Below are 23262 nucleotides of genomic sequence, written 5' to 3' on the forward strand. Positions count from 1 at the left end.
ACTATCGGAGGGTGCGGAAAGTACGACGTACGTCGTCTGTCCATTCCTCAGGGATCTCCCACGGGATGAAGTGCCCGCCACGCGGGTGGCAGGTGATCGAGGTGTGGTTGTACCGACCCGCCCGGTCGCTGGCGAGAAGGCTCTCGATCCGCTCCGAAGCACTCCCGACCCCCGGCGGGTTCTCGTAGTCGACGAACGTGATCCCGGTCGGCGCCTCGACGACCGGCTGCCGGTCGTGCGAGGGCGCCCAAGGGTAGCGGTTGTTGTTCGCGTACGTGCGGATCGACGTCTCGATCGCGTCGCCCGCCCAGAAGATCGTTGCGTGGGTCAACAGCTCGTCCGGTGAGAACACGGTCAGCACGTCCCCGTCGTCGTCGCTCCACTTGTCCCAGCGCTCGAGCAGCCAGGCGAGCAGGCCGGCGGGGGAGTCGGAGAGCCCGAACGCGAGCGTCGTCGGTGCGAGCATGTGCGCCGACAGATGCACGGCGAAGCGCTTCTCGACCTCGAGCAGACGAGCCCGGACCTCAGGCGAGAGCCCCTCGGGAACAGGTCGACCACCAGTGATGTCCCAAGCGCGTTCGCCGTTGAAGAAGTCCAGCTTCAGTGCAGACCCGATGTGTATCCCCAGCAACTCGTCCGCGTACTTGTGGCCGAGCTGTCCGGTCACCAACGCGCCCACATCGTTCCCGGCGGCGGCGTACCGGGAGTACCCGAGCACCTCGGTCATCAGCGAGTGCCACACATCGGCGATCTTCCAGAAGTTCAGGTCCGGCTGCGCGAGCGGCGTCGAGAAGCCGAAGCCCGGGAGCGACGGCACGATCACGTCGAAGGCGTCCGCGGGATCACCGCCGTACGCCGCCGGGTCGGCGAGCCGGTCGATCACCTTCGCGAAATGCCAGAACGTCCACGGCCAGCCGTGGCTCAGGATCAGCGGGACCGGCCGCGGCCCGACGCCGGCCTTGCGCAGGAAGTGCACCGGTACGCCGCCGACGTCGACCCGGTAGTTCGGGAACGCGTTGATCGCGCTCTCCGACGCTCTCCAGTCGAACCCGTCGGCCCAGTACGCGACCAGCTCCTGCAGGTCCGTACGCCGTACGCCGTAGTGCCCGTCCTCGTTGCCCGCGTCGAGCGGCCACTTGGTCGCGCGCAACCGGGCGCGAAGGTCGGCGAGGACCTCGTCGGAGACGTGGATCGGAGTCGGGTCGAGCGGGAACGGTGTCGGCATGGAAGGCCTCACAAGGAGCGGTTGGAGCGGTCGGAGCGGTCGGAGATTGGGGCGGTCGCGGCGTTCGAATCAGTCGGCGTGGTCGCGGCGGTCTGATCGGTCGAGGCCGTCGCGGCGGTCGGAGCGGTCGGCGGAGGCGATCTCGGTCAGGCGTTGCAGCACCCCGGCGGATCCCGCCAGGAGAGCGCGATCTTCGGGGCTCAGCTGGTTCACCAGCTCGGTCAAACGCTCGACCCGGCTGGTTCGGCGCGAGTCGACGATCGCCCGGCCCTCGGGGGTCAGCGACAGCAGCATCGCGCGCCCATCGCGCGCATCGGGAGCACGCGAGACCAGGCCGTCGCGTTCGAGCTTCGCGACCAGGCTGGTGAGCGCCGGTTGCTTGAGCTGCTCGGTGGCGGTCAGGTCGGTGAGCCGGAGCGGGCCGCGGCGGGCGAGCGTGTGCAGGACCGACAGGGTGGAGAAGTTGAAGCGGCGGACGGACGGCAGCCGGATGAAGATCGTGGTGAAGTCCTCGATCGCCGTCGTCAGGGCCTCGAGATCGGGGGTCTGCGCGTCCACGGAGGCAACCATATCAATTTTCGATGTAACCGGGAGCGCTGGACGACCGGCCGGTTTCGCTGCGTGTGGTTACCGACACGTGCTGACGGCAAGTGTTAAGGGCGCGTTGGGAATTACGCCCGCGGGATTGCCCGGGAGCCCTGCGGGCATTGGAAGAGGTGGACGAGGTGACCGTCGCGCCCAGGTCGATCAGGCGCGTCGCACCGGCTGGGGTCGTTGCTCTGCGCAAGGCTTGTTCAGCCCTGTGTGACGCTCGGTGATTTGCTCTGGTCGCACCCCCTGCGGGCATGGCACCATCGGCCACCGGGGAGACACGTCATCAGGGGGCGGCGAATGGCGAGAGCCAAACGAGCGAACCGCGGCGACACCGAGAGGTCGCGCTGGTCGAACGGTACGACCGACGACAGCCGGCACGATTCCGGCTGGGGCAGCCAGGTGGTCGTGGGCGGCACCCAAGCTCAATCACCAGGCGGTACCTGGGCACCCGGTACGCCGATGCCGATCGCGACCGGTGGCACTGGTGAGGCCGCCGCTCCGAACCTGGCCGGCGCCGCCGCGAAGAAGACCGCGGACGACGCGACGCCGAAGCCGGAGGGCGCGGGCGCAACCAAAGCCGCTCCCGGCGCATCAAGCCCCACGGGCGATCCCGAGACCGAGAACCAGTCCCACAGCACGACGGATGAGACCGCCGGGAAGAACTCCGGTCAGGCCGCCGCAGCGAGAACAGGTGAGACCGCCGCAGTGAGCACGGGTCAGACGGCCGGCGTGATGCCGCCCGAGAACGCGCGGGAGCGCTCTCCCGAGAACGCGGGAGCAACCGCGCCGCGCAACGCAAACGCACCGCACAACGCGAACGCGGCGCAGAACGCAGCCGCTCCGCAGAACGCGAACGCGCCGCAGGACGCAGCCGCTCCGCACAACGCGAACGGGCCGCAGAATGCAACCGCGCCGCCCAACGCGAGCGCTCCGCCCAACGCGAACGGGCCGCACAACACCGACGCTCCGCACAACACCGACGCTCCGCACACCACCGACGCCCCGCGCAATGTGGACTGGCAGTACCAGGCCGCGATCAACGGGCGCACGGTCCCGGTCGGGCCACGCCAGGCCGGGTTCGGTACGCCGGTCCGCGTGGACGAGATCGCGCTGGCCGCGAAAGCGCTCTCCGAGGATCTGCTCGCCGCGACCCAGGGGATGCCCGAGACGGTCGAGTCGCGCCAGCTCCGCCGGGACCTCGACGAGGCCGTCGAGACCTTCCGCGCGGTCGCCAGCGAGCTGCAGTCGACCGCGGGAAGCCTCGTCCGTCTCGCCGCGAGCGAGGGACAGGTCTGTGGCGTGACCTGGGGTGTGTGCCCCGATCACGGCCTCACGCTGATGAACGTCGGCGGCGAGGTCGCGACCTGTCACGTGCTGGGCTGCCACCACGAGCAGCAGGGCCCGAGCGAGCGGTGCGCGCAACCGGTCGCGTACAAGGTCGTCGACGTGGCCGGTCCCGCGCTGTTCACCTGCGCCGGCCACGCCATCGCCTGCCGCCTGCACCTGGACGGCGCCGTCATCACCCTCGCGACGGACAGCCTCGAGCTCCTCTGACGCACAAACGACCCCAGCCTGCAGAGGCTGGGGTCGTCTGCACAGAGAAGAGTCAGGAGATCCGGCAGGACGTCAGCTGATCGTTCGCGTTCGGTGACAGCGTCGTGAAGTTCGGCTGGTTCGCGTTCCACGTCCACGCCTGACCGCCGAAGTTGTCCTCGCTGTACGCCGTGACCGTCCACCCGGCCGGGATCCGCACCGACGAAGCCCAGTTGTCCTGCACGCCGGCCGCCTGCAACGCAGCCCGCGTGTAGTTGCCCTTGGCAAGCGCAGCCCCCGCGGCGCCCAGGTAGTCCACGTGCTCGAAGAACACCACCCCACCGGTGCCGGCAGAAACCACCGGCGGTGTAGGCCGGTTAGGTGTCAACGGGATCTGCCCCTTGAACATCCGCCCACCGTCGTTGGTCAGCCGCAGGTAGTAGTCCGAGGAGCAAGCCGTCCCGTCCTCGTCCAGCGCCCGGATCCCCGACCCGGAAGGAACGAAGGCCGCGCTCTCCGCGGTCTTGGCGATCTGGTTGCCCTCGTTGTACTCGTCGAACATCGAGATGTACATCCCCTGCACGCCGACCCGCGTCAGGTTGTAGAACTGCCGCCACATCAGGTCGCCGTGCCGCCGGTGCCCGGACTGCAGGTCGCCCGGGATCACGCACGGCTGGTAGTCGATCCCGAAGGCGTTGCAGTCGGCCTGGTCCTGCTGGTTCACGTTGTTGTAGTAGTGATCCGCGCCCGCGACGTCCTGGATCCGCCCGACCATCCACGGCGAGATCATGTCGAACGCGTGGTACACATCGAGGTAGCCGGAGCGTGAGTCCTCGACCCCGCGCCGCCAGTGCGTCGGCACCCCGCCGATCACGTAGCACCCCTGGCCCTTGAACCAGTTGACGACGTCCAGGCACACCGACGCCGGGAACGCCTTGTTCGGCTCGTTGAAACCGAACCCCCAGATGCAGACGACCGGCTTCCCGTTCTGCTTCGCGTACATCGGCGAGGCCGTGTACGCACGCATCTTGTTGGTCCAGTCCTGCTTCATCTCCGACTGCATGTTCTGCCAGTCGGTCGCGTCGTACATGATGTAGAACTTCCGCCCGTACTGCTCGGCGGCCTGCCGCACCTTCGCCGCCATCGCGTCGCGGGTCGGCCCCTCACCGCCGAACGGGTTGAACCGCTGCAGCGCGGCGGTGTCACAGCCGTGCTGCTGCATCCACTGGAAGTGCGTGTTCACCGTCTGCTGGTCGTACGACGAGAACAGCCGCGCGGGCTGCCCGTTGCCGAGGTTCGCGTACGCCGTCTGGTACGTCGCGGAGTAGTCGCGGACGTCGGGCCAGCTGCCGAGCGCGTTGTTGGACGGGGACGGCGGCTGTCCCCAGTTCCGGCTCCAGTGCCACCAGCCGTTGATCGGGGCGCCGTCGCCGGCGCAGGCGAACCAGCCCTGGTAGCCGACGGTGATCTTGCCGACCACGTCGCCGGGCGGGCTGGCCTGCGGGGCCGCGGAGGCGGACAGAGCGGTGCCGGCCGTCGAAGCGGCGGCGGCGGTGGCCGCGGAGGCGGCCAGGAACGTACGTCGAGTCAGTGTCATGGTGCAGGCTCCTGAAAGGGGCGGACAGGACTGCGGAGAGTGGCCGCAAAATATCAACAACAGAATGAAAATCCAAGATCGAAACTGTTTCGCTCCGACCTCTTGACGGCAACCACGCGGGTACTTAGTTTGTTGCCTCAACAGACTAAGTCTGTGACTGGCATCACACTAATGGGTGCCGTTCTCCTGTCGGGGGAGAAGGGGTGGGGGTCTGGTGACGCTGACCGACGGCAGTCGGCCGGGCGGTGGCGTGGTCGCGGCCGACCATGTCTCCCTGCGCCGCAACAACCTCTCCGTGGTCCTGCGGCACGTCCGGTCCGCGGGACCGAAGTCGCGGGCCCGGATCGCCGCCGACACCGGCCTGAACAAGGCCACCGTCTCCAGCCTGGTCGCCGAGCTCGTCGAGCGTGGTCTGCTCCGGGAAGGCCGCGCCGAGTCCGAGCGCGGCGCCCTCGGCCGCCCCGGCCAGCTGGTCGAGCTGGACGGCAGCGCGGTCTGCGGGGTCGGCGCCGAGATCAACGTCGACTACCTGGCCGTCACCGCGCTCGACCTCAGCGGCGACACCGTGATCGAACGCCGCGTCCCGCTCGACGTCGCCCACCTCGACCCCGGTACGACGCTCGACCACCTCGCCGAGCTCGTCGGTGAGGCGGTCACCGCGGTCGAGGCCCGCGGCGGCCAGACCGCCGGCGTGACGCTCGCGGCGCCCGGCCTGGTCGAGAGCTCGACCGGCGCGCTGAAGCTCGCGCCGAACCTGAAGTGGGGCGAGCTGCAGATCGTCGACGCGATCCGCGACCGCCTTGGCGGTCCGGCGTACCCGGTCCGGGTCGACAACGAGGCGAACCTGGCCGCCCTGGCGGCGTACTCGGAGCTGCGCAAGGACGCCGGGAGCAAGGTCGAGGACATCGTGCTGCTGACCGGCGCGATCGGTGTCGGTGGCGGGATGGTCGCCGGCGGGCACCTGCTGCGCGGCGGCAGTGGCTTCAGCGGCGAGGTCGGGCACATGCCCGTCGCTCCGGCCGGTGGGATCTGTGGCTGCGGCCGGACCGGCTGCTGGGAGACCGTGGTCGGGCTGACCGCGCTGCTCAACAAGGCGACGGACGCCGACGACCCCGTGCGTGACCCGTCGCTGGACGTCGAGCAGCGGCTCGCCGAGATCACCCGGCGGGCCGAGGCCGGGGGAGCGCGCACCCTGCGCGCGCTGGCCGACGTCGGGACCTGGCTGGGCATCGGCGGCGCGATCCTGGTGAACATCCTGAACCCGGACGTCCTGGTCCTCGGCGGCTACTTCGCCGTCCTCGGGCCCTGGCTGAAAGAACCGCTGGAGAGCGCGATCCGCGACCGCGTGATCGCTCCGGACGGCGGCGGCTGCCGGGTCGTCCAGTCCGAGCTGGGCTTCACCGCGGCGGTCCGGGGCGGCGCGCAGATCTCGCTCGACCAGGTCTTCCTGGACCCGACCCTGATCGGCCGCGAGGCGACCGGAGTCGCGCAATGAGCGAAGCGGCGGTGGGACGTGGGTCGCGAGGCGACCGGAGTCGCGCAATGAACGAGGCACGCGCGGGACGAGGGTCGCGAGGCGACCAGAGTCGCGCACTGAACGAAGCACCCGCGGGACGAGGGCCGCGGCGATGAGCACGGCGGGGACGAAGGATCTGGGCGGGGCGAGGACGAGAGGTGATGGGGTGGCCGACGAAGAACTGTTGCGGATGACCGGGATCGTCAAGGAGTTCCCCGGCGTCCGGGCGCTGGACGGCGTCGATCTCGACGTCCGCCGGGGGGAGGTGCACTGCCTGCTCGGCCAGAACGGCGCCGGCAAGTCGACGCTGATCCGGGTGCTGACCGGCGCGCACCAGCCGGACCAGGGCACGATCGTTGTCAACGGCAACGAGGTTGCGCTGAACAGCCCGACCGCCGCGATCGATCTCGGGATCGCCGCGATCTACCAGGAGCTCGACCTGGTGCCGGACCTGAGCGTCGCCGAGAACGTGTTCCTCGGCCACGAGCCGGCCCGGTTCGGGATGACCCGGCGGCATGAGGCCAACACCAGGGCCCGCGAGCTGCTCAAGGGCCTCGGCCACGGCGAGATCCCGGTCGGCCGGACCGTCGGTCTGCTGCCGGCCGCCGGCCAACAGGTCGTGAGCATGGCGAGAGCGCTCTCCCGTGACGCTCAGCTGATCGTGATGGACGAGCCCTCCGCGGTGCTCGACTCCGAGGAGGTCGGCAACTTGTTCCGCGTGATCCGCGACCTCACGTCGCGCGGCGTCGCGGTCATCTACATCTCGCACCGCCTGGAGGAGATCCGCGAGATCGGCGACCGGGTCACCGTGCTCAAGGACGGCGCGACGGTCGCCACCGGCCTGGACGCGCGCCAGACCGCGACCTCGGAGCTGATCCGGCTGATGACCGGCCGCTCGATCGAGTACGTCTTCCCGCCGCGCGCCGCGATCGACAAGAACGCGCCGACGGTCCTGGAGGTCACCGGACTGTCCCGCCCGCGCGAGTTCGAGGAGATCGGGTTCGAGGTCAAGGCCGGCGAGATCCTCGGCTTCGCCGGGCTGGTCGGCTCCGGGCGGTCCGAAGTACTGGAGACCGTGTACGGCGCGCGCAAGGCCGCGACCGGCGAGGTCCGCGTCGACGGCGTCACGCTGCGCCCGGGCCGGGTCCAGGCCGCGGTCAAGGCCGGCGTCGGGCTCGCGCCCGAGGAGCGCAAGAGCCAGGCGCTGCTGCTCGACGAAGCGGTCTACAAGAACATCACCGTCTCGACGATGCAGCGCTTCGCCAGCGGCGGGTTCCTCAACGGCCACGCCGAGAAGAAGGCCGCCGAGGAGTTGACCAAAGCGCTCGACGTACGGCCGCAAGGCGTCGACCATCCGGTTCGCAACCTGTCGGGCGGCAACCAGCAGAAGGTCGTGCTGGCCCGCTGGCTGCTGCGCGACTGCCGGGTGCTGCTGCTCGACGAACCGACCCGCGGCGTCGACGTCGGCGCGCGGTCGGAGATCTACGCGCTGATTCGCAAGCTGGCCGCCAACGGGGTCGCGATCGTGCTGGTCTCCAGCGAGGTCGAGGAAGTGCTCGGTCTGGCCGACCGGGTCGTGGTGATGCGGGAGGGGCGGGCCGTGCACACCGGTCCCGCGCAGGACATCGACGAGCACCGGGTCCTGGACCTGGTGATGGAAGGAAGTGCCGTGTGATGAGTGAGGAAGTCGCACGTTCGGAGCCGGACGCGAAGGTCCAGGACGCGGTCCCCGGTACGACGCCAGCCGGTACGACGCCCGCCGGTACGACGGCCTCGACGCAGGCCACCACCCGCCAGCCCGGCGCCCCACGCAACGGCGGCGGTACGGCGGCGCTGCTGCGCTCCGGGATGGGCCGCAACGTCGGACTGATCGTCGCGCTGGTCCTGCTCTGCGTGGTGGGCCTGATCACCGCCGGCGACACCTTCGCCACCAGCGCCAACCTGCTGACGATCCTGCGGCTGGCCGCGGTGATCGGCGTGGTCAGCATCGGGATGACGTTCGTCATCACCGGTGGCGGCATCGACCTCTCGGTCGGCGCGATGCTCGCCCTCGCGTCGGTCTGGGCGACCACCCTGGCCACCCAGCAGATGGCCGCCGACTTCCACTGGATCTTCATGGTCAGCACCGCCCTGCTGGTCGGCGCCGCCTGCGGCCTGGTCAACGGCCTGCTGATTGCCTACGGCAAGATCGTCCCGTTCGTCGCGACGCTGGCGATGCTGGCCGGAGCGCGCGGCCTGGCCGAGATCATCTCCGACCGCAAGACCCAGATCATCACCGTCAACCCGTTCCTGGACGTCTTCGGCGGCTCGGTGATCGGCGTACCGGTGCTGGTCTGGATGTTCGTGATCGTCGCCGCGCTCGGCTGGGTGCTGCTCAACCGGACCACCTTCGGCCGCCGGACGTTCGCGGTCGGCGGCAACGCCGAAGCGGCCCGCCTGGCCGGTATCAAGGTCCAGCGGCACACGGTCGCGCTCTACGTCCTGGCCGGTCTGTGCTGCGGCATCGCCGCCGTGATGCTGATGGCCCGGACGACGACCGGCAGCTCGACGCACGGTCAGCTGTACGAGCTGGACGCGATCGCCGCGGTCGTGATCGGCGGGACGCTGCTGTCCGGCGGCCGCGGCACGATCGTCGGCACCGTGTTCGGCGTACTGATCTTCACCACGCTGAACAACGTCTTCACCCTGAACAACCTGAGCATCTCCGCACAGTCGGTGGCCAAGGGCGTGATCATCGTGATCGCGGTCCTCCTCCAGCAACGGCTGGCCGCCCGCTCGAGCACCACCTAGATGTCGAACACAACCCTGCACACGAGGAGGACAAGGATGTCCGCACGACCCGCCCGCTTCCTGAAGGTGGCCGGTATCGCCGGCCTGAGCTCGCTGGCGCTGATCGCCTGCACCAGCAACACGCCGGAGGCCGAGAAGACCTCCGACACCGGCGCCACCCAGGCCGTGGCCGGCGGCAAGAACGACGAGCCGGGCAAGAAGGTCCGGATCGGCTTCTCGGCCCCGGCCGCCGACCACGGCTGGATGGGCGCGATCACCAAGGCCACCCAGGCCGAGGCGAAGAAGTTCTCCGACGTCGAGCTGATCGTCGCCGAGGGCACCAACGACGTGAACCTGCAGATCAGCCAGGTGGAGACCTTCATCAACCAGAAGGTCGACGCGATCGTGCTGCTGCCGTTCGACGGTGCCGCGCTGACCGCGGTCGCCACCAAGGCGATGGACGCCGGGATCACCGTGGTCAACGTCGACCGCGAGTTCGGCAGCACCTTCGCCGCCCGGACCACCGTGCTCGGTGACAACAAGGGCATGGGTGTCTCGGCCGGCACCTACATCTGCCAGGAGCTGAAGGGCAAGCCGGACGCGGTGGTCGCCGAGATCGCCGGCATCGACTCGCTGCCGCTGACCCAGGCCCGCAGCCAGGGCTTCAAGGAAGCCCTCGCGGACTGCGGCCTCAAGGTCAGCAACCGGGTCCCGGCCGAGTTCACCGTCGAGTCCGGTGAGAAGGCCGCCGCGAACCTGCTCCAGGCCGCGCCGAAGATCGACGCGATCTGGAACCACGACGACGACCAGGGTGTCGGCGTCCTGGCCGCGATCAAGAACTCCGGCCGCAAGGAGTTCTTCATGGTCGGCGGCGCCGGCTCGGCCAACGTGATGCGCGACATCAAGGCCGGCAACACGGTGATGCGGGCGACCGTCATCTACCCGTCCACGCAGGGTGCGGACGGCGTCCGGCTGGCTCGGCTGCTGGTGCAGAAGAAGTCCCTCGGCGACCTGGTGGAGGTCGAGGTGCCGCGCACCGTCCAGCTGTACGCCCCGGTCGTCACCAAGGACAACGTGGACCAGTACCTCCCGACCGCGTTCGAGAGCTGAGAAAGGGAACACACGGTATGACGAACCTGGGCATCGGCCTGATCGGCTACGCCTTCATGGGGGCCGCCCACTCGCAGGCCTGGCGCAACGCGCCGCGCTTCTTCGACCTGCCGCTGCACCCGGACCTCAACGTCCTGTGCGGCCGCAACGCCGAAGCGGTACAGGCTGCCGCCGGCAAGCTCGGCTGGAGCACGACCGAGACCGACTGGCGGGCGCTGCTGCAGCGTGACGACGTCCAGCTGGTCGACGTCTGTACGCCGGGCGACAGCCACGCCGAGATCGCGATCGCCGCGCTCGAGGCCGGTAAGCACGTGCTCTGCGAGAAGCCCCTGGCCAACACGGTCGCGGAGGCGGAGGCGATGGCCGACGCCGCGGCCAAGGCGGCCGCGCAGGGGATCAGGTCGATGGTCGGGTTCACCTACCGCCGGGTCCCGGCCATCGCGCTCGCGCGCAAACTGGTGGCCGAGGGCAAGGTCGGGACCGTCCGGCACGTCCGGGCGCAGTACCTGCAGGACTGGATCGCCGACCCCGAGGCGCCGCTGTCGTGGCGCCTCGACAAGGAGAAGGCCGGCTCCGGCGCGCTCGGTGACATCGGCGCGCACATCGTCGACCTGACCCAGTTCATCACCGGTGACCGGATCGCGGAGGTGAGCGGCCGGCTGGAGACGTTCGTCAAGGAACGCCCGAAGGCCGAGGCGCACAGCGGCCTGTCCGGTACGGCGAGCGCCGAGCGCGGCCCGGTCACCGTCGACGACGCCGCGGTGTTCATCGCGAACTTCCGCGGCGGCGCGCTCGGCGTCTTCGAGGCGACCCGGTTCGCCACCGGCCGCAAGAACGCGATCCGGATCGAGATCAACGGCTCGAAGGGCAGCCTGGCCTTCGACTTCGAGGACATGAACCTCCTCCACTACTACGACGCGACCGAGGACGCCGAGACCGCCGGCTTCCGGCGGATCCTCGCGACCGAGCCCGTGCACCCGTACGTCGCCGCCTGGTGGCCGCCCGGCCACCTGCTCGGCTACGAGCACGGTTTCACCCACCAAGTGGTCGACCTGGTCACGGCGATTGCCGAGGGCAAGGACCCGGAGCCGTCGTTCGCCGACGGCCTCCAGGTCCAGCGCGTGCTCGCGGCCGTCGAGGACAGCTCGAACTCCCGAGAATGGCAGGAGATCCCCGAATGAACGCATACACCCCGAGCAAGGCCGACAAGTTCTCGTTCGGACTCTGGACGGTCGGCTGGGAAGGTGTCGACGTCTTCGGTACGGCGGTCCGCGCGCCGCTCGACCCGGTGCTCGCGGTCGAGAAGCTGGCCGAGCTGGGCGCCGCCGCCGTCTCCTTCCACGACGACGACCTGGTCCCCGACGACGCCCAGCGCCAGGCGGTGCTGGCCCGGTTCGGCAAGGCGCTGTCCGACACCGGCCTGGTCGTCGAGATGGCCACCACGAACCTGTTCAGCCACCCGGTCTTCAAGGACGGCGGCCTGACCGCCAACGACCGCGACGTCCGGCGCTACGCGCTGGCCAAGATCCTGCGCAACGTCGACCTGGCCGCCGAGCTCGGCGCCTCGACGTACGTGCTGTGGGGCGGTCGCGAGGGCGCGGAGTCCGGCGGCTCGAAGAACGTCCGGGCCGCGATGGACCGGTACAAGGAGTCGATGGACCTGCTCACGACGTACGTGCGCGAACAGGGCTACGACCTGCGGTTCGCGCTGGAGCCGAAGCCGAACGAGCCGCGCGGCGACATCCTGCTGCCGACGATCGGGCACGCGATCGCGTTCATCAACGACCTCGAGCACCCCGAGCTGGTCGGGATCAACCCCGAGGTCGGGCACGAGCAGATGGCCGGGCTGAACTACGCGCACGGGATCGCCCAGGCGCTGTGGCACGGCAAGCTGTTCCACATCGACCTGAACGGGCAGCACGGGCCGCGGTTCGACCAGGACCTGCGCTTCGGTGCCGGCAACTTGCGCGAGGCGTTCTGGACCGTCGACGTCCTGCAGGGCGCGGAAGGCCAGCCCGGGTACGACGGCTACGTGCACTTCGACTACAAGCCGCCGCGCACCGAGGACCTCGACGGCGTTTGGGAGACCGCCCGCGGCTGCATGCGCAACTACCTGATCCTGCGCGAGAAGGTCGCGGCGTTCCGGGCCGACCCCGAGGTCCAGGAGGCGCTGGCCGCGGCCCGCGTGGCCGACCTGTCGCAGCCGACGCTCGGCGCGGGGGAGTCCCTCGACGAGCTGCGCAAGGCGACGTACGACCCGGAGACGCTGGCCGCCCGCGGCCTCGGCTTCGAGAAGCTCGACCAGCTCGCGATGGACCACCTGCTCGGCGTCCGCTGACGCACTTTCTGCAAGTAGCTGTTCGCAAGTAGCTGTACCAGGGCCGACGCCCGGGGACCCGCCCCGGAAACCGATGGAGCGCGCACCTTATCCGACCCATAAGGAGCACCCTCATGCACCAGCTACGCAGGCGCCTGCACGGCACGGTGGTCCGTGCCGTGCTGCTGGCGCTGATCGCCGCCTTGGCGATCCCGCTCAGTGCCTTGCCCGCGCGGGCCCACCCGGGCCACGGGGACGAGACGTTCAACGCGCTGATCTTCAGCAAGACCGCCGGGTTCCGGCACGACTCGATCCCGGCCGGGATCCAGGCCATCAAGGACTTGGCCGCGGGCAACAACTTCACCGTCACCGCGACCGAGGACGCGGCGATGTTCAACGACACCGAGCTGGCCAAGTACGAGGTGGTCATCTGGCTGTCGACGACCGGTGACGTGCTGAACGCCGACCAGCAGGCCGCGTTCCAGCGCTACATCCAGGGCGGCGGCGGGTACGCCGGTGTGCACGCGGCCTCGGACACCGAGTACGAGTGGCCCTGGTACGGCAAGCTCGTCGGCTCCTACTTCGACAGCCACCCGGCCGGTACGCCGAACGCCAACGTCAAGGTGGAGGACCACGCGCACCCGTCGACCGCCGAGGCGCCGACGACGTGGAACCGCACCGACGAGTGGTACAACTACCGGACCAACCCGCGCGACAGCGTGCACGTGCTCGCCTCCCTCGACGAGACGTCGTACGCCGGGGGCAACATGGGCCCCGAGCACCCGATCGCGTGGTGCCAGGACTACGACGGCGGCCGGGCCTGGTACACCGGCATGGGCCACACCATCGAGTCGTACGCCGACCCGGTCTTCCGCACCCACCTGCTCGGCGGCATCAAGACCGCCGCGGGCGTGCAGCCGGCCGACTGCGGCGCGTCGCTGAGCGACAGCTACCAGAAGGTTGCCCTCGACGACGACACGTCGAACCCGATGGAGCTGACCATCGCCAAGGACGGCCGGGTCTTCTACATCGACCGCAACGGCGCCGTGAAGATCGTCAAGACCGACGGGTCGGTGGTCACCGCGGGGACGCTGAACGTCTACACCGGTCAGGAGTTCGGGCTGCTCGGGATCGCGCTCGACCCGGCCTTCGACACCAACGGCTTCCTGTACCTGTACTACTCGCCGGCCGGCGCCGAACCGTTCGACCGGGTGTCGAGGTTCAAGGTGAACGGCGACACGCTGGATCTGGCGAGCGAGAAGCAGGTCATCCGCGTCGACACCCAGCGCGACCAGTGCTGCCACGCGGGTGGTGCGCTGGAGTTCGACAACAACGGCAACCTGTTCATCGCCACCGGTGACAACAGCAACCCGTTCGACTCCGACGGGTACTCGCCGATCGACGAGCGGGCCGGCCGTTCTGCCTGGGACTCCCAGCGCAGCGCGGCCAACAGCAACAACTTCAACGGCAAGGTGCTGCGGATCCACATCGAGGCCGACGGCTCGTACACGGTTCCGGCGGGCAACATGTTCCCGCCTGGCACCGAGAAGACCCGGCCCGAGATCTACGCGATGGGCTTCCGCAACCCGTTCCGGATCGGCATCGACCCGACCACCAACCACCTGTTCGTCGCCGACTACGGCCCGGACGCCGGGCAGGTCTCGCCGACGCGTGGCCCGGACGGCCGCGTCGAGTGGGACATCCTGGACAAGCCGGGCTTCTACGGCTGGCCGTACTGCGTCGGCAACAACACGCCGTACAACGACCACGACTTCGCGACCGGGACCTCCGGTGCGACGTTCAACTGCGCGGCGCCGGTGAACAACTCGCCGAACAACACCGGCATCACCCAGCTGCCGGCCGCGATCCCCGCGAGCCTGTGGATGGGCAAGTCGACCACCGGCGTACCGGAGATCGGTGGCAGTGGTGCGCCGATGACGTCCGGTGCGTACAAGTTCGACCCGGACAGCGACTCCGACCGCAAGTGGCCGCAGTACTTCGACGGCAAGGCGGTCTTCGCGGACTGGAACGACAGCCGGCTGTTCTCGGTGCAGCTCAACGACGACCGGAACAAGGTCGCCGACGTGTCCCGGATGCTCGGCAAGCTGAACTTGATCCGGCCGCACGCGCTGCAGTTCGGGCCGGACGGCGCGCTGTACGTGATCGAGTGGGGCAGCGGGTTCGGCGGCAACAACGCCGACTCCGGCATCTACCGGATCGACTACGTGCAGGGCAACCGGGCGCCGATCGCGCAGTTCACGACCGACAAGGTCTCGGGTCCGGCGCCGCTGACCGTGGCCTTCGACAGCACGGGATCGCGCGATCCCGACGGGCAGCCGATCACGCTGGCCTGGGACTTCGACGGCAACGGGACGACGGACTCGACCGAGGCGAAGCCTTCGCACACGTACACGACACCGGGTGTCTTCACCGCTCGGCTGACGGTGACCGACAGCGATGGCCGGACGGCGGTCTCGAACCGGTCGATCACCTCGGGCAACACCGCGCCGACGATCTCGATCGAGGCCCCGCTGGACGGCGGCTTCTTCGACTTCGGCGACACCATCAAGTACAAGGTGACGGTCACCGACCCCGAGGACGGGACGGTGAACTGCCAGGACGTGATCACCCAGCCCGCGCTCGGCCACGACGAGCACGCGCACGGGTACGAGCAGTACCACGGCTGTGAGGGGACGTTCCCGCTTCCTGGTGACGAGGGGCACGTCGGCGCGAACATCTTCGGCATCGTGACGGTGAAGTACACCGACAAGGGTGCCCCCGGCACCGGTGCGATCACCACCGAGAAGGTCGTGCAGCTGCAGCCGAAGACCCGCGAGGCGGAGTACTTCGACGAGACCGGTGGACCGGGCTCCACGCCCGGCGTACAGGTCGAGGACACCGGTGACACCGCCGGTGGCGGCAAGAACATCGGGTTCATCGAGGACGGCGACTGGTGGGGCTGGAAGCCCACCAACCTGACCGGTATCGACCGGATCGAGCTGCGGGCGGCCTCGCCGGACGCGGGTGCGACGGTCGAGGTTCGGCAGGGTTCGCCGACGGACGGTCCGGTTGTCGCGACGATCCAGGTGACGCCGACCGGCGCTTGGCAGACGTACGGGAACTTCTCGGCGGCGGTCAGTGGTGCCGCGCTGACCAGCGGGCCGCTGTACTTCGTCAAGACGACGGGTCAGCTGAACGTGAACTGGGTGAAGTTCCTCGGCAAGGGCGTCACCGAGAACCAGCGACCGTTGGTCACGGCAACGGCTTCGGTTGTCCAGGGCAAGGCTCCGCTGAAGGTGGACTTCACCTCCGCGGCGACCGACCCCGAAGGGGACCTGCCGCTGTCGTACGCCTGGAGCTTCGGCGACGGCGCGACCGGGACCGGTGAGTCGCCGAGCCACACCTACACCGTGGCCGGGACGCACACCGCGACCGTCACGGTGACCGATGCGCGCGGTGCGAAGGGGACCGCGAAGATCGTCATCAAGGTCGACTCGCCGGCACCGCCGACGTGTCTGACCGGCCGCTCGGACGGCTTCGAGGGCACCGCTCTCGACACCGGCCGGTGGAGCGAGGTTGTCCGTGGCAACCAGGAGCTGACGGTTGCCGGTGGCAACCTGGTGCTCCCGCTGACGGCGACCGACATCTACGGCACCGGCAACACCGGTACGCCGAACATCGTGCTCCAGCCGCTGCCGGCCGGAGCCTGGCAGGCGACGGCGAAGCTGACCATGCCCGCACGACTGGCCTACCAGCAGGCCGGCCTGATCGTGTACGGCGACGACGACAACTACGCCAAGATGGTGCTGCAGGGCCGGTCGACCGGCGCTCCGTCGGCGAACGACCGGATCTTCCAGTTCATCCGCGAGGAAGCCGGTACGCCGAACGAGGTGGCCGCGTCGAACACCGCCAACCTGGGAGCGGCCTACCCGGACACGGTCTGGGTCCGGTTCACCAGTGATGGCGCCAACCTGAAGGCGGCGTACAGCGCGGACGGTGCGACCTTCACCGAGATGAGCGAGACCAAGCAGTTGGCCGGGATCAGCAACCCCCGGATCGGTCTGTTCGGCCTGGCCAACCGGACCGAGGCGCTGCCGCTGTCGGCACAGTTCGACTACTTCAGCATCACGCCGGACGACACGGCCGAGGTCCCGACCCCGGACGACGAGTTCGCCGGTACGGCGCTGGACGCGTGCCGCTGGTCCGCGATCGTGCGGCCCGACCCGGCGGCGTACCGGGTGACCGGTGGTGCGGTCGAGATCGACACCAGCAATGGCGACATCTACCAGGGCACGGCCACGAACCCGAAGAACCTGCTGCTGCAGCCGGCTCCCGACGGTGACTGGACGATCGAGACCAAGGTGGACGGCTCGGCGTTCAACGAGGCCTACCAGCAGGGCGGCCTGATGGTGTACGGCGACGACGCGAACTACGTGAAGCTCGACTACCTCGCGACCAACGCCGCGGGCTCCGCGGTGACCCGGGGGATCGAGCTGCGCAGCGAGGTGAACGACGTACTCGTGTCGCCGCAGCCGAACGCTCCGGCCCCGACGCAGGGAGTCTGGTACCTGCGGCTGGCCAAGAGCGGGACGACGTTCACCGGCTCGTACAGCGCGGACGGACTGGCCTGGACCGCCCTCCCGGCCGTGACGAACCCGGCGCTGGCCTCGGCGAGCTTCGGCATCTACGCCTTCGGGGTCGACCAGACCGCGTCGAAGACGGCGAAGTTCGACTACTTCAAGCTGGTCCGGGACACGGTCGCTCCGCAGGTCAGCCTGTCGCTGAACCCGTCGGCGCCGTCCGGGCTGAACGGGTGGTGGAACGACGCGGTCGTCGCCACGGCGATGGCGACCGACAACCAGCCGGGGCAGGTGTACCTGGAGCAGAAGGTCGGCGACGGGGACTGGTCGGAGTACACCGCTCCGGTCAGCTTCGGGACCGACGGGACGCACACCATCCAGGTGCGCGCCTCGGACACCGCGGGCAACGTGTCGGCGCCGGAGTCGGTGACCGTGAAGGTCGACCGGACGGCGCCCAAGTCGGTGGTGACCGGCTTGGCGGCCGGTGGGAAGCTCGGCGTCGCGTCGACGGTCGCGGTCGCCGCGACCGCCGAGGACGCGCTCTCCGGGCTCTCCGCGGTGACGCTGCGGGTGGACGGCAAGGCGCTGCCCGCCGGCGGGAAGCTGGACGGCGTCGCGCTCGGGCTCGGTGCGCACGAGCTCACGGCGACGGCGGTCGACAAGGCCGGCAACACGTCGGTGACCAAGGTGCCGTTCACCGTGGTCACGTCGTACGCCGAGGCGGTCAAGCTGGTCGAGCGGTACCGGGTCGCCAAGACGTTGCCACTGGCAACGGCAACGGTGATGAAGGTGCAGCTCGGCCTGGCCGAGCAGGCGCAGCGCAAGGGCCTGAAGGTGGTCGAGAGGGTCGCGCTGGACCTGTACCTCGCCCAGGCAAGGACGGTGCGGGACGTTCCCGCCCGGACCCTGCTGACAGCTGTCGGGCAGGACCTGAGGAAGAAGATCTGACCCGATGAAGACGTCGCTGAGCGGGACCGCACCCTGTCCGACGCGGAGAGGCGTGCAGGAGCTCCCGAGCGCCCTGGTGGTTCGGCCCCACCTGGACGCACGGGAGAGCGGTCCCGCCCAGCGCCGGGGGCTTCACCGCCCCGTCCCCGGCGCCCGGCCAAGCGCTCCGGCCAGGCGCCGGGGACATCCCCTGAACCCTGCGAGGCAACTGCCTGGCTCGACGGGTGCTCACCAACCAAGTACCGGCCACCGACCGAGGGTTGGTACTTGAAAACCCAGCCCCTTCCGACCTCCCACCCGCAGGCCCTCGTCCGCTCCACCGCTTTCCCTCACCTCAGCTTTTCCCGCCCGCCCCAGCCCGGCTGTTCGTCGTACCAACTGAAGGAGTACAAGGAAAATGGCTCGACCGATCACCCTGTTCACCGGCCAGTGGGCCGACTTGCCGTTCGAGGAGGTGGCTCGCCTGGCCTCGGAGTGGGGCTACGACGGGCTCGAGATCGCCTGCTGGGGTGACCACCTCGACGTCCGGCGCGCGGCCGAGGACGACGCCTACGTCCAGAACCGGCTCGACATCCTCGAGAAGCACAACCTCAAGGTCTGGACGATCTCCAACCACCTGCTCGGCCAGGCGGTCTGCGACGACCCGATCGACGCCCGCCACCAGGCGATCCTGCCCGCGCACATCTGGGGCGACGGCGACCCCGAAGGCGTCCGGCAGCGCGCGGCTGAGGAGATGGGCGTCACCGCCCGCGCCGCCCGCCGGCTCGGCGTCGACGTCGTGGTCGGCTTCACCGGCTCGGCGATCTGGAAGACGGTCGCCATGTTCCCGCCGGTGCCGCAGTCGATGGTGGACGCCGGGTACGCCGACTTCGCCGACCGCTGGAACCCGATCCTGGACGTCTTCGACGAGGCCGGCGTGAAGTTCGCGCACGAGGTGCACCCGTCGGAGATCGCCTACGACTACTGGTCGACCACCCGCGCGCTGGAGGCGATCGGCCACCGCGAGGCGTTCGGTCTGAACTGGGACCCGAGCCACTTCGTCTGGCAGGACCTCGACCCGGTCGGCTTCCTGTGGGACTTCAAGGACCGGATCTACCACGTCGACTGCAAGGACGCCAAGCGCCAGGTCGGCAACGGCCGCAACGGCCGGATGGGTTCGCACCTGGCCTGGGGCGACCCCCGGCGCGGCTGGGACTTCGTCTCCACCGGCCACGGCGACGTCCCGTGGGAGGCCTGCTTCCGGATGCTCAACACGATCGGGTACGCCGGCCCGATCTCGGTCGAGTGGGAGGACGCCGGCATGGACCGCCTGGTCGGCGCCGCCGAAGCCCTGCAGTTCGTTCGCACCCTCGCCTTCGACCCACCCACCGCCTCCTTCGACGCCGCGTTCTCCTCCTAGTCAGCCGTCTCCTCCTCACCCCCCGCCCCCGCAATCGCGAGCCCAACCGGGGGCCTTGAACACCAATTCGGGGCCTTGAACAAGACATACCTTGTTCGAGGCCCCCAGTTGGTGTTCAAGGTCGCGTGTTGTGGTGGGGCGCCTGTGGTGCCGAGGTCCTGCCCAGACCCCGGCACCACAGGTGTTCTAGGGGCGTCCGGGCAACCGGTAGTTGTCGCCGAGGACCTGTCCGCGGTTGGGCTTGTAGAGGTCGAAGCCCTTCGAGTTGCACTGCAGGCCACCGTTGATGCAGTGGCTCACCAGGGCCGCCAGCGTCGGGACGTCCCAGGCGTTGAAGAAGTCGTAGTGCCAGGTGTACCCGCGTCCGCTGGCCAGCCGGACGTCGGTCACGTCCCCGTCCGCGGGGAACGCGATCTTGAACTCCAGCATCGGCACCGGGTTCGGGTGACTGGCCGGGCAGGAACCGTTGACCGGGTAGGCCATGTGGCTCTTGTGGTCCGGGGTGTCCAGATCACGTCCGTTCCAGCAGCTCGGGGCCTGGTACCGGATGTTCAGCTGGGTCCCGGCGGGGCAGTTCGTCGGGAAGTCCCAGTTGTGCGTGCTGTCGCCGCACTCCCAGCCCTCGACGGCGCCGGGTGAGGTCCTGAAGTCGTTCAGGGTCGCGGTCGGGCTGCCGACGACGTACCGGAGGCCCGGCGGGAACGGCCGGACTGCCTGGTAGTCGAGGATGCCGGACTTGTAGTAGATGACCTGGTGCCAGGTCTGCTGCACGGGCTGGCTGCTGCCGGGTCCGCGGAACATCGTCGGCCACCAGTACGCCGACAGGTCGTCGGGGTTGAGGCAGGTGGTCGCGTAGGCGCCGGCAGCGTTCAGGCTGCCGAGCGTGGTGGAGGCGTTCGTCGTCTTGTTGCCGACGAAGCTGTGCTCGTGGGACGCGCCAGGCATGTTGGGGAACACGATGGGGTCGTCGGTGGCCCGGTGGTTGACCGTGCAGTTCACCTGGAACTCGTGGTGGGTGACCAGGTCGTCGGCCTGTGCCTGGGTGCCGGCGACGGCGGTGAGGACAGCGCTGAGGGTCAGGGCGGCGGTGCCGCCGGCGAACAGGATCTTCTTCCTTCTGCTGAACACGGATCTCCTCCTGTCGGGGGATTCCGCGGGGCGGTGGGCAGGAACTGGGTACTACGCGGCCCGCGGTCTGGGAATCGCGGGAGAGCGCTCTCTGGAACAGAGTCGATCGGGCCGTCCGCGCTGTCAAGTGGTCCCCGGTTCCGGAACCGGCTGAGCGTGAACGAGCGGTTGACAAGGCGTCCGGCGGCGGCCACGATCGGACCGCGAGAGAGCGCTCTCTGACTCTCGCGCACCGTTCCCGGCGGCTGCCCCGCCGGGTTCCGGTCGCTGTGCCGTACCGCCTCACGCACACAGCGAAGGAGCACCACTCGATGATTTCTCCTACTCCGCCACGACGACGAGTGCGGTCTTTGCTCGCGGCAACTGTCGCGGCCTCCACCCTCTTGCTCGGCAACCTCGTCCTGCAGGCCGCACCGGCCCAAGCGGCGACCCTGCTCTCCCAAGGCCGCCCGGTCACCGCCTCCTCCTCCGAAGGCGCCGGTACGCCGGCCGCCGCCGCCGTCGACGGCGACCTCAACACCCGCTGGTCCAGCGTGTTCAGCGACCCCCAGTGGCTGCAGGTCGACCTCGGCTCGGCGGCGACCGTCAGCCAGGTCGTGCTGCGCTGGGAGGCCGCGTACGCGACGGCGTACCGGGTGGAGATCTCCGACGACGCCCAGACCTGGCGGCCGCTCGCCAGTACGGCGACCGGCGACGGCGGCACCGACACGCTCGCCGTCAACGGCTCCGGCCGCTACGTCCGGATGACCGGCACCCAGCGCGTCGGCGGCTACGGCTACTCGCTCTGGGAGTTCGAGGTGCACGGTACGCCGGGCACCGGCGGCCCGCCGCAGGGCAACGGGACCGTCCAGGTCGCCGGCAGCCAGGGCAACTGGCGGCTGCTCGTCAACGGCCAGCCCTGGCAGGTCAAGGGCCTGACCTGGGGACCGGCCGCGGCCGACGCGCCGCAGCACCTCCCGCAGCTGAAGTCGATCGGCGTCAACACCGTCCGCACGTGGGGAACCGACGCGAGCTCGAAGCCGCTGTTCGACTCCGCGGCCGCGAACGGGATGCGCGTGATCGCCGGCTACTGGCTCCAGCCCGGTGGTGGACCCGGCAGCGGCGGCTGCGTCAACTACGTCACCGACACGACGTACAAGCAGAACATGCTCGGCGAGATCCGGCGCTGGACCACGGAGTACAAGGACCACCCCGGTGTGCTGCTGTGGAACGTCGGCAACGAGTCCGTGCTCGGGCTGCAGAACTGCTACTCCGGCGCGGAGCTGGAGACGCAGCGGATCGAGTACGCCAAGTTCGTCAACGAGGGCGCCAAGGCGATCCACGCGATCGACCCGAACCACCCGGTCACCTCGACCGACGCGTGGACCGGCGCCTGGCCGTACTTCAAGCAGTACTCACCCGATCTCGACCTGCTCGCGGTCAACTCGTACGGCAACGTCTGCCAGGTCAAGCAGGACTGGATCAACGGCGGCTACACCAAGCCGTACATCCTGACCGAGGGCGGGCCCGCGGGTGAGTGGGAGGTCCCCAACGACGCCAACGGCGTACCGAACGAGCCGACCGACCTCCAGAAGCGCGACGGCTACCTCCAGGCGTGGAACTGCATCACGGGGCACACCGGGGTCGCGCTCGGCGCGACACTGTTCCACTACGGCAACGAGAACGACTTCGGCGCGGTCTGGTTCAACATCGCACCGGGCGGCGAGAAGCGGCTCTCGTACTACGCGATCCGGCAGGCGTACGGCGGCCCGGCGGGCGGCAACACGCCGCCGGTGATCACCGGGATGTCGCTGAGCCGGACCACCGACGTACCGGCCGGTGGGACCATCTCGGTGAACGTCGCGGTCAGCGACCCGGACGGGGATCCGCTGACGCACGAGTTCAAGGTCGGCGGCAAGTACATCGACAACAGCGGGTCGCTGGTGACGACGCCGTCGTCGGGCAACGGGCCGTTCACGGTGACCGTGCCGCAGCGGCTCGGGGTGTGGAAGCTGTACGACTACGTGCGCGACGGCAAGGGCAACGTGGGGATCGAGACCCGGTCGTTCCGAGTCGTCGCCCCGCCGGTCCAGGGCACGAACGTCGCCCGGGGCAAGCCGGTGACGGCGTCGTCGTACCAGCAGGTCGGCAACGGTGCGCCGTACCCGCCGTCGAACGTGACCGACGGGAACAACACGACGCGCTGGGCCAGCGACTGGTCGGACCCGCAGTGGATCCAGATCGACCTGGGGTCGGTGCAGTCGTTCGACCGGCTGCAGCTGATCTGGGAGGGCGCGTTCGCGCGGGCCTACCGGGTCGAGGCCTCCGACGACGGCGCGAACTGGCGGCAGGTCTACACGACCGCCGACGGGAACGGTGACGTCGACGATCTCGCGGTCGCGGGGTCGGGGCGGTACGTGCGGCTGACCGGGACCCAGCGGGGGACCGGGTTCGGCTACTCGCTGTACGAGTTCGGCGTCTACCGGCGCTGAGATCCTCCTCGGTCCGGCGGCCTCGTGGGGAGGCCGCCGGGCCTGTGGACAACCGACAGGGGACCGAGCGTTGCC

14 protein-coding genes are annotated in these 23262 nt (G+C 69.5%); 10 read left to right on the forward strand and 4 right to left on the reverse strand.

The genetic code is table 11. The annotated features are described in order from the left end of the window. Position 1: 1 nt before the first annotated feature. Positions 2-1225: an epoxide hydrolase family protein gene (locus AB0M01_RS13110; RefSeq protein WP_363668783.1), complete on the reverse strand. Its 1224-nt coding sequence runs from the start codon at positions 1223-1225 to the stop codon at positions 2-4. Positions 1226-1294: 69 nt separating this feature from the next. Then, on the reverse strand, positions 1295-1783 hold the full coding sequence (locus AB0M01_RS13115; protein ID WP_363668785.1) for a MarR family transcriptional regulator: 489 nt from the start codon (positions 1781-1783) through the stop codon (positions 1295-1297). A 333-nt stretch (positions 1784-2116) separates the two neighbouring features. Between AB0M01_RS13115 and AB0M01_RS13120 the strand changes: the two genes are divergently transcribed. Next, the gene (locus tag AB0M01_RS13120) at positions 2117-3373 is read left to right on the forward strand and encodes a hypothetical protein (RefSeq protein WP_363668787.1); all 1257 of its coding nucleotides are present in this window, start codon (positions 2117-2119) and stop codon (positions 3371-3373) included. Positions 3374-3425: 52 nt separating this feature from the next. On the opposite strand, the gene AB0M01_RS13125 is transcribed toward AB0M01_RS13120, so the two are convergent. Next, entirely contained in the window at positions 3426-4949 is a 1524-nt protein-coding gene (locus tag AB0M01_RS13125; protein ID WP_363668789.1) for a glycoside hydrolase family 71/99-like protein, read from the reverse strand. Between the two features lie 214 nt (positions 4950-5163). On the opposite strand from AB0M01_RS13125, the gene AB0M01_RS13130 reads away from it, so the two are divergent. The 8 genes from AB0M01_RS13130 (at position 5164) to AB0M01_RS13165 (ending at position 19588) form a co-directional block, all read left to right on the forward strand. Next, on the forward strand, positions 5164-6444 hold the full coding sequence (locus AB0M01_RS13130) for an ROK family transcriptional regulator (RefSeq protein WP_363668791.1): 1281 nt from the start codon (positions 5164-5166) through the stop codon (positions 6442-6444). Between the two features lie 187 nt (positions 6445-6631). Beyond that, the gene (locus AB0M01_RS13135) at positions 6632-8140 is read left to right on the forward strand and encodes a sugar ABC transporter ATP-binding protein (RefSeq protein ID WP_363668793.1); all 1509 of its coding nucleotides are present in this window, start codon (positions 6632-6634) and stop codon (positions 8138-8140) included. After that, positions 8140-9255: an ABC transporter permease gene (locus AB0M01_RS13140; protein ID WP_363668795.1), complete on the forward strand. Its 1116-nt coding sequence runs from the start codon at positions 8140-8142 to the stop codon at positions 9253-9255. Before AB0M01_RS13135 ends, AB0M01_RS13140 begins: the two co-directional genes overlap by 1 nt. A 36-nt stretch (positions 9256-9291) precedes the next feature. After that, positions 9292-10344, forward strand: a complete 1053-nt coding sequence (locus tag AB0M01_RS13145; protein ID WP_363668797.1) for a substrate-binding domain-containing protein — start codon at positions 9292-9294, stop codon at positions 10342-10344. A 17-nt stretch (positions 10345-10361) separates the two neighbouring features. Then, positions 10362-11525: a Gfo/Idh/MocA family oxidoreductase gene (locus tag AB0M01_RS13150; protein ID WP_363668799.1), complete on the forward strand. Its 1164-nt coding sequence runs from the start codon at positions 10362-10364 to the stop codon at positions 11523-11525. Continuing rightward, positions 11522-12682, forward strand: coding sequence for a xylose isomerase (gene xylA, locus AB0M01_RS13155; RefSeq protein ID WP_363668801.1), 1161 nt, complete (start codon positions 11522-11524; stop codon positions 12680-12682). Before AB0M01_RS13150 ends, xylA begins: the two co-directional genes overlap by 4 nt. A gap of 113 nt (positions 12683-12795) precedes the next feature. Further along, the gene (locus AB0M01_RS13160; RefSeq protein ID WP_363668803.1) at positions 12796-18189 is read left to right on the forward strand and encodes a ThuA domain-containing protein; all 5394 of its coding nucleotides are present in this window, start codon (positions 12796-12798) and stop codon (positions 18187-18189) included. 397 nt (positions 18190-18586) lie between these two features. Further along, entirely contained in the window at positions 18587-19588 is a 1002-nt protein-coding gene (locus AB0M01_RS13165; RefSeq protein ID WP_363668805.1) for a sugar phosphate isomerase/epimerase family protein, read from the forward strand. Positions 19589-19774: 186 nt separating this feature from the next. Here the strand turns inward: AB0M01_RS13165 and AB0M01_RS13170 are convergent, their stop codons facing one another. Beyond that, positions 19775-20716, reverse strand: coding sequence for a DUF1996 domain-containing protein (locus AB0M01_RS13170; protein ID WP_363668807.1), 942 nt, complete (start codon positions 20714-20716; stop codon positions 19775-19777). A gap of 311 nt (positions 20717-21027) precedes the next feature. On the opposite strand from AB0M01_RS13170, the gene AB0M01_RS13175 reads away from it, so the two are divergent. Beyond that, on the forward strand, positions 21028-23187 hold the full coding sequence (locus tag AB0M01_RS13175) for a discoidin domain-containing protein (RefSeq protein WP_363668809.1): 2160 nt from the start codon (positions 21028-21030) through the stop codon (positions 23185-23187). The last annotated feature ends 75 nt before the right edge of the window (positions 23188-23262 follow it).

It is taken from the genome of Kribbella sp. NPDC051770 (assembly GCF_040681455.1).
In the GTDB taxonomy this organism is placed as follows: domain Bacteria; phylum Actinomycetota; class Actinomycetes; order Propionibacteriales; family Kribbellaceae; genus Kribbella.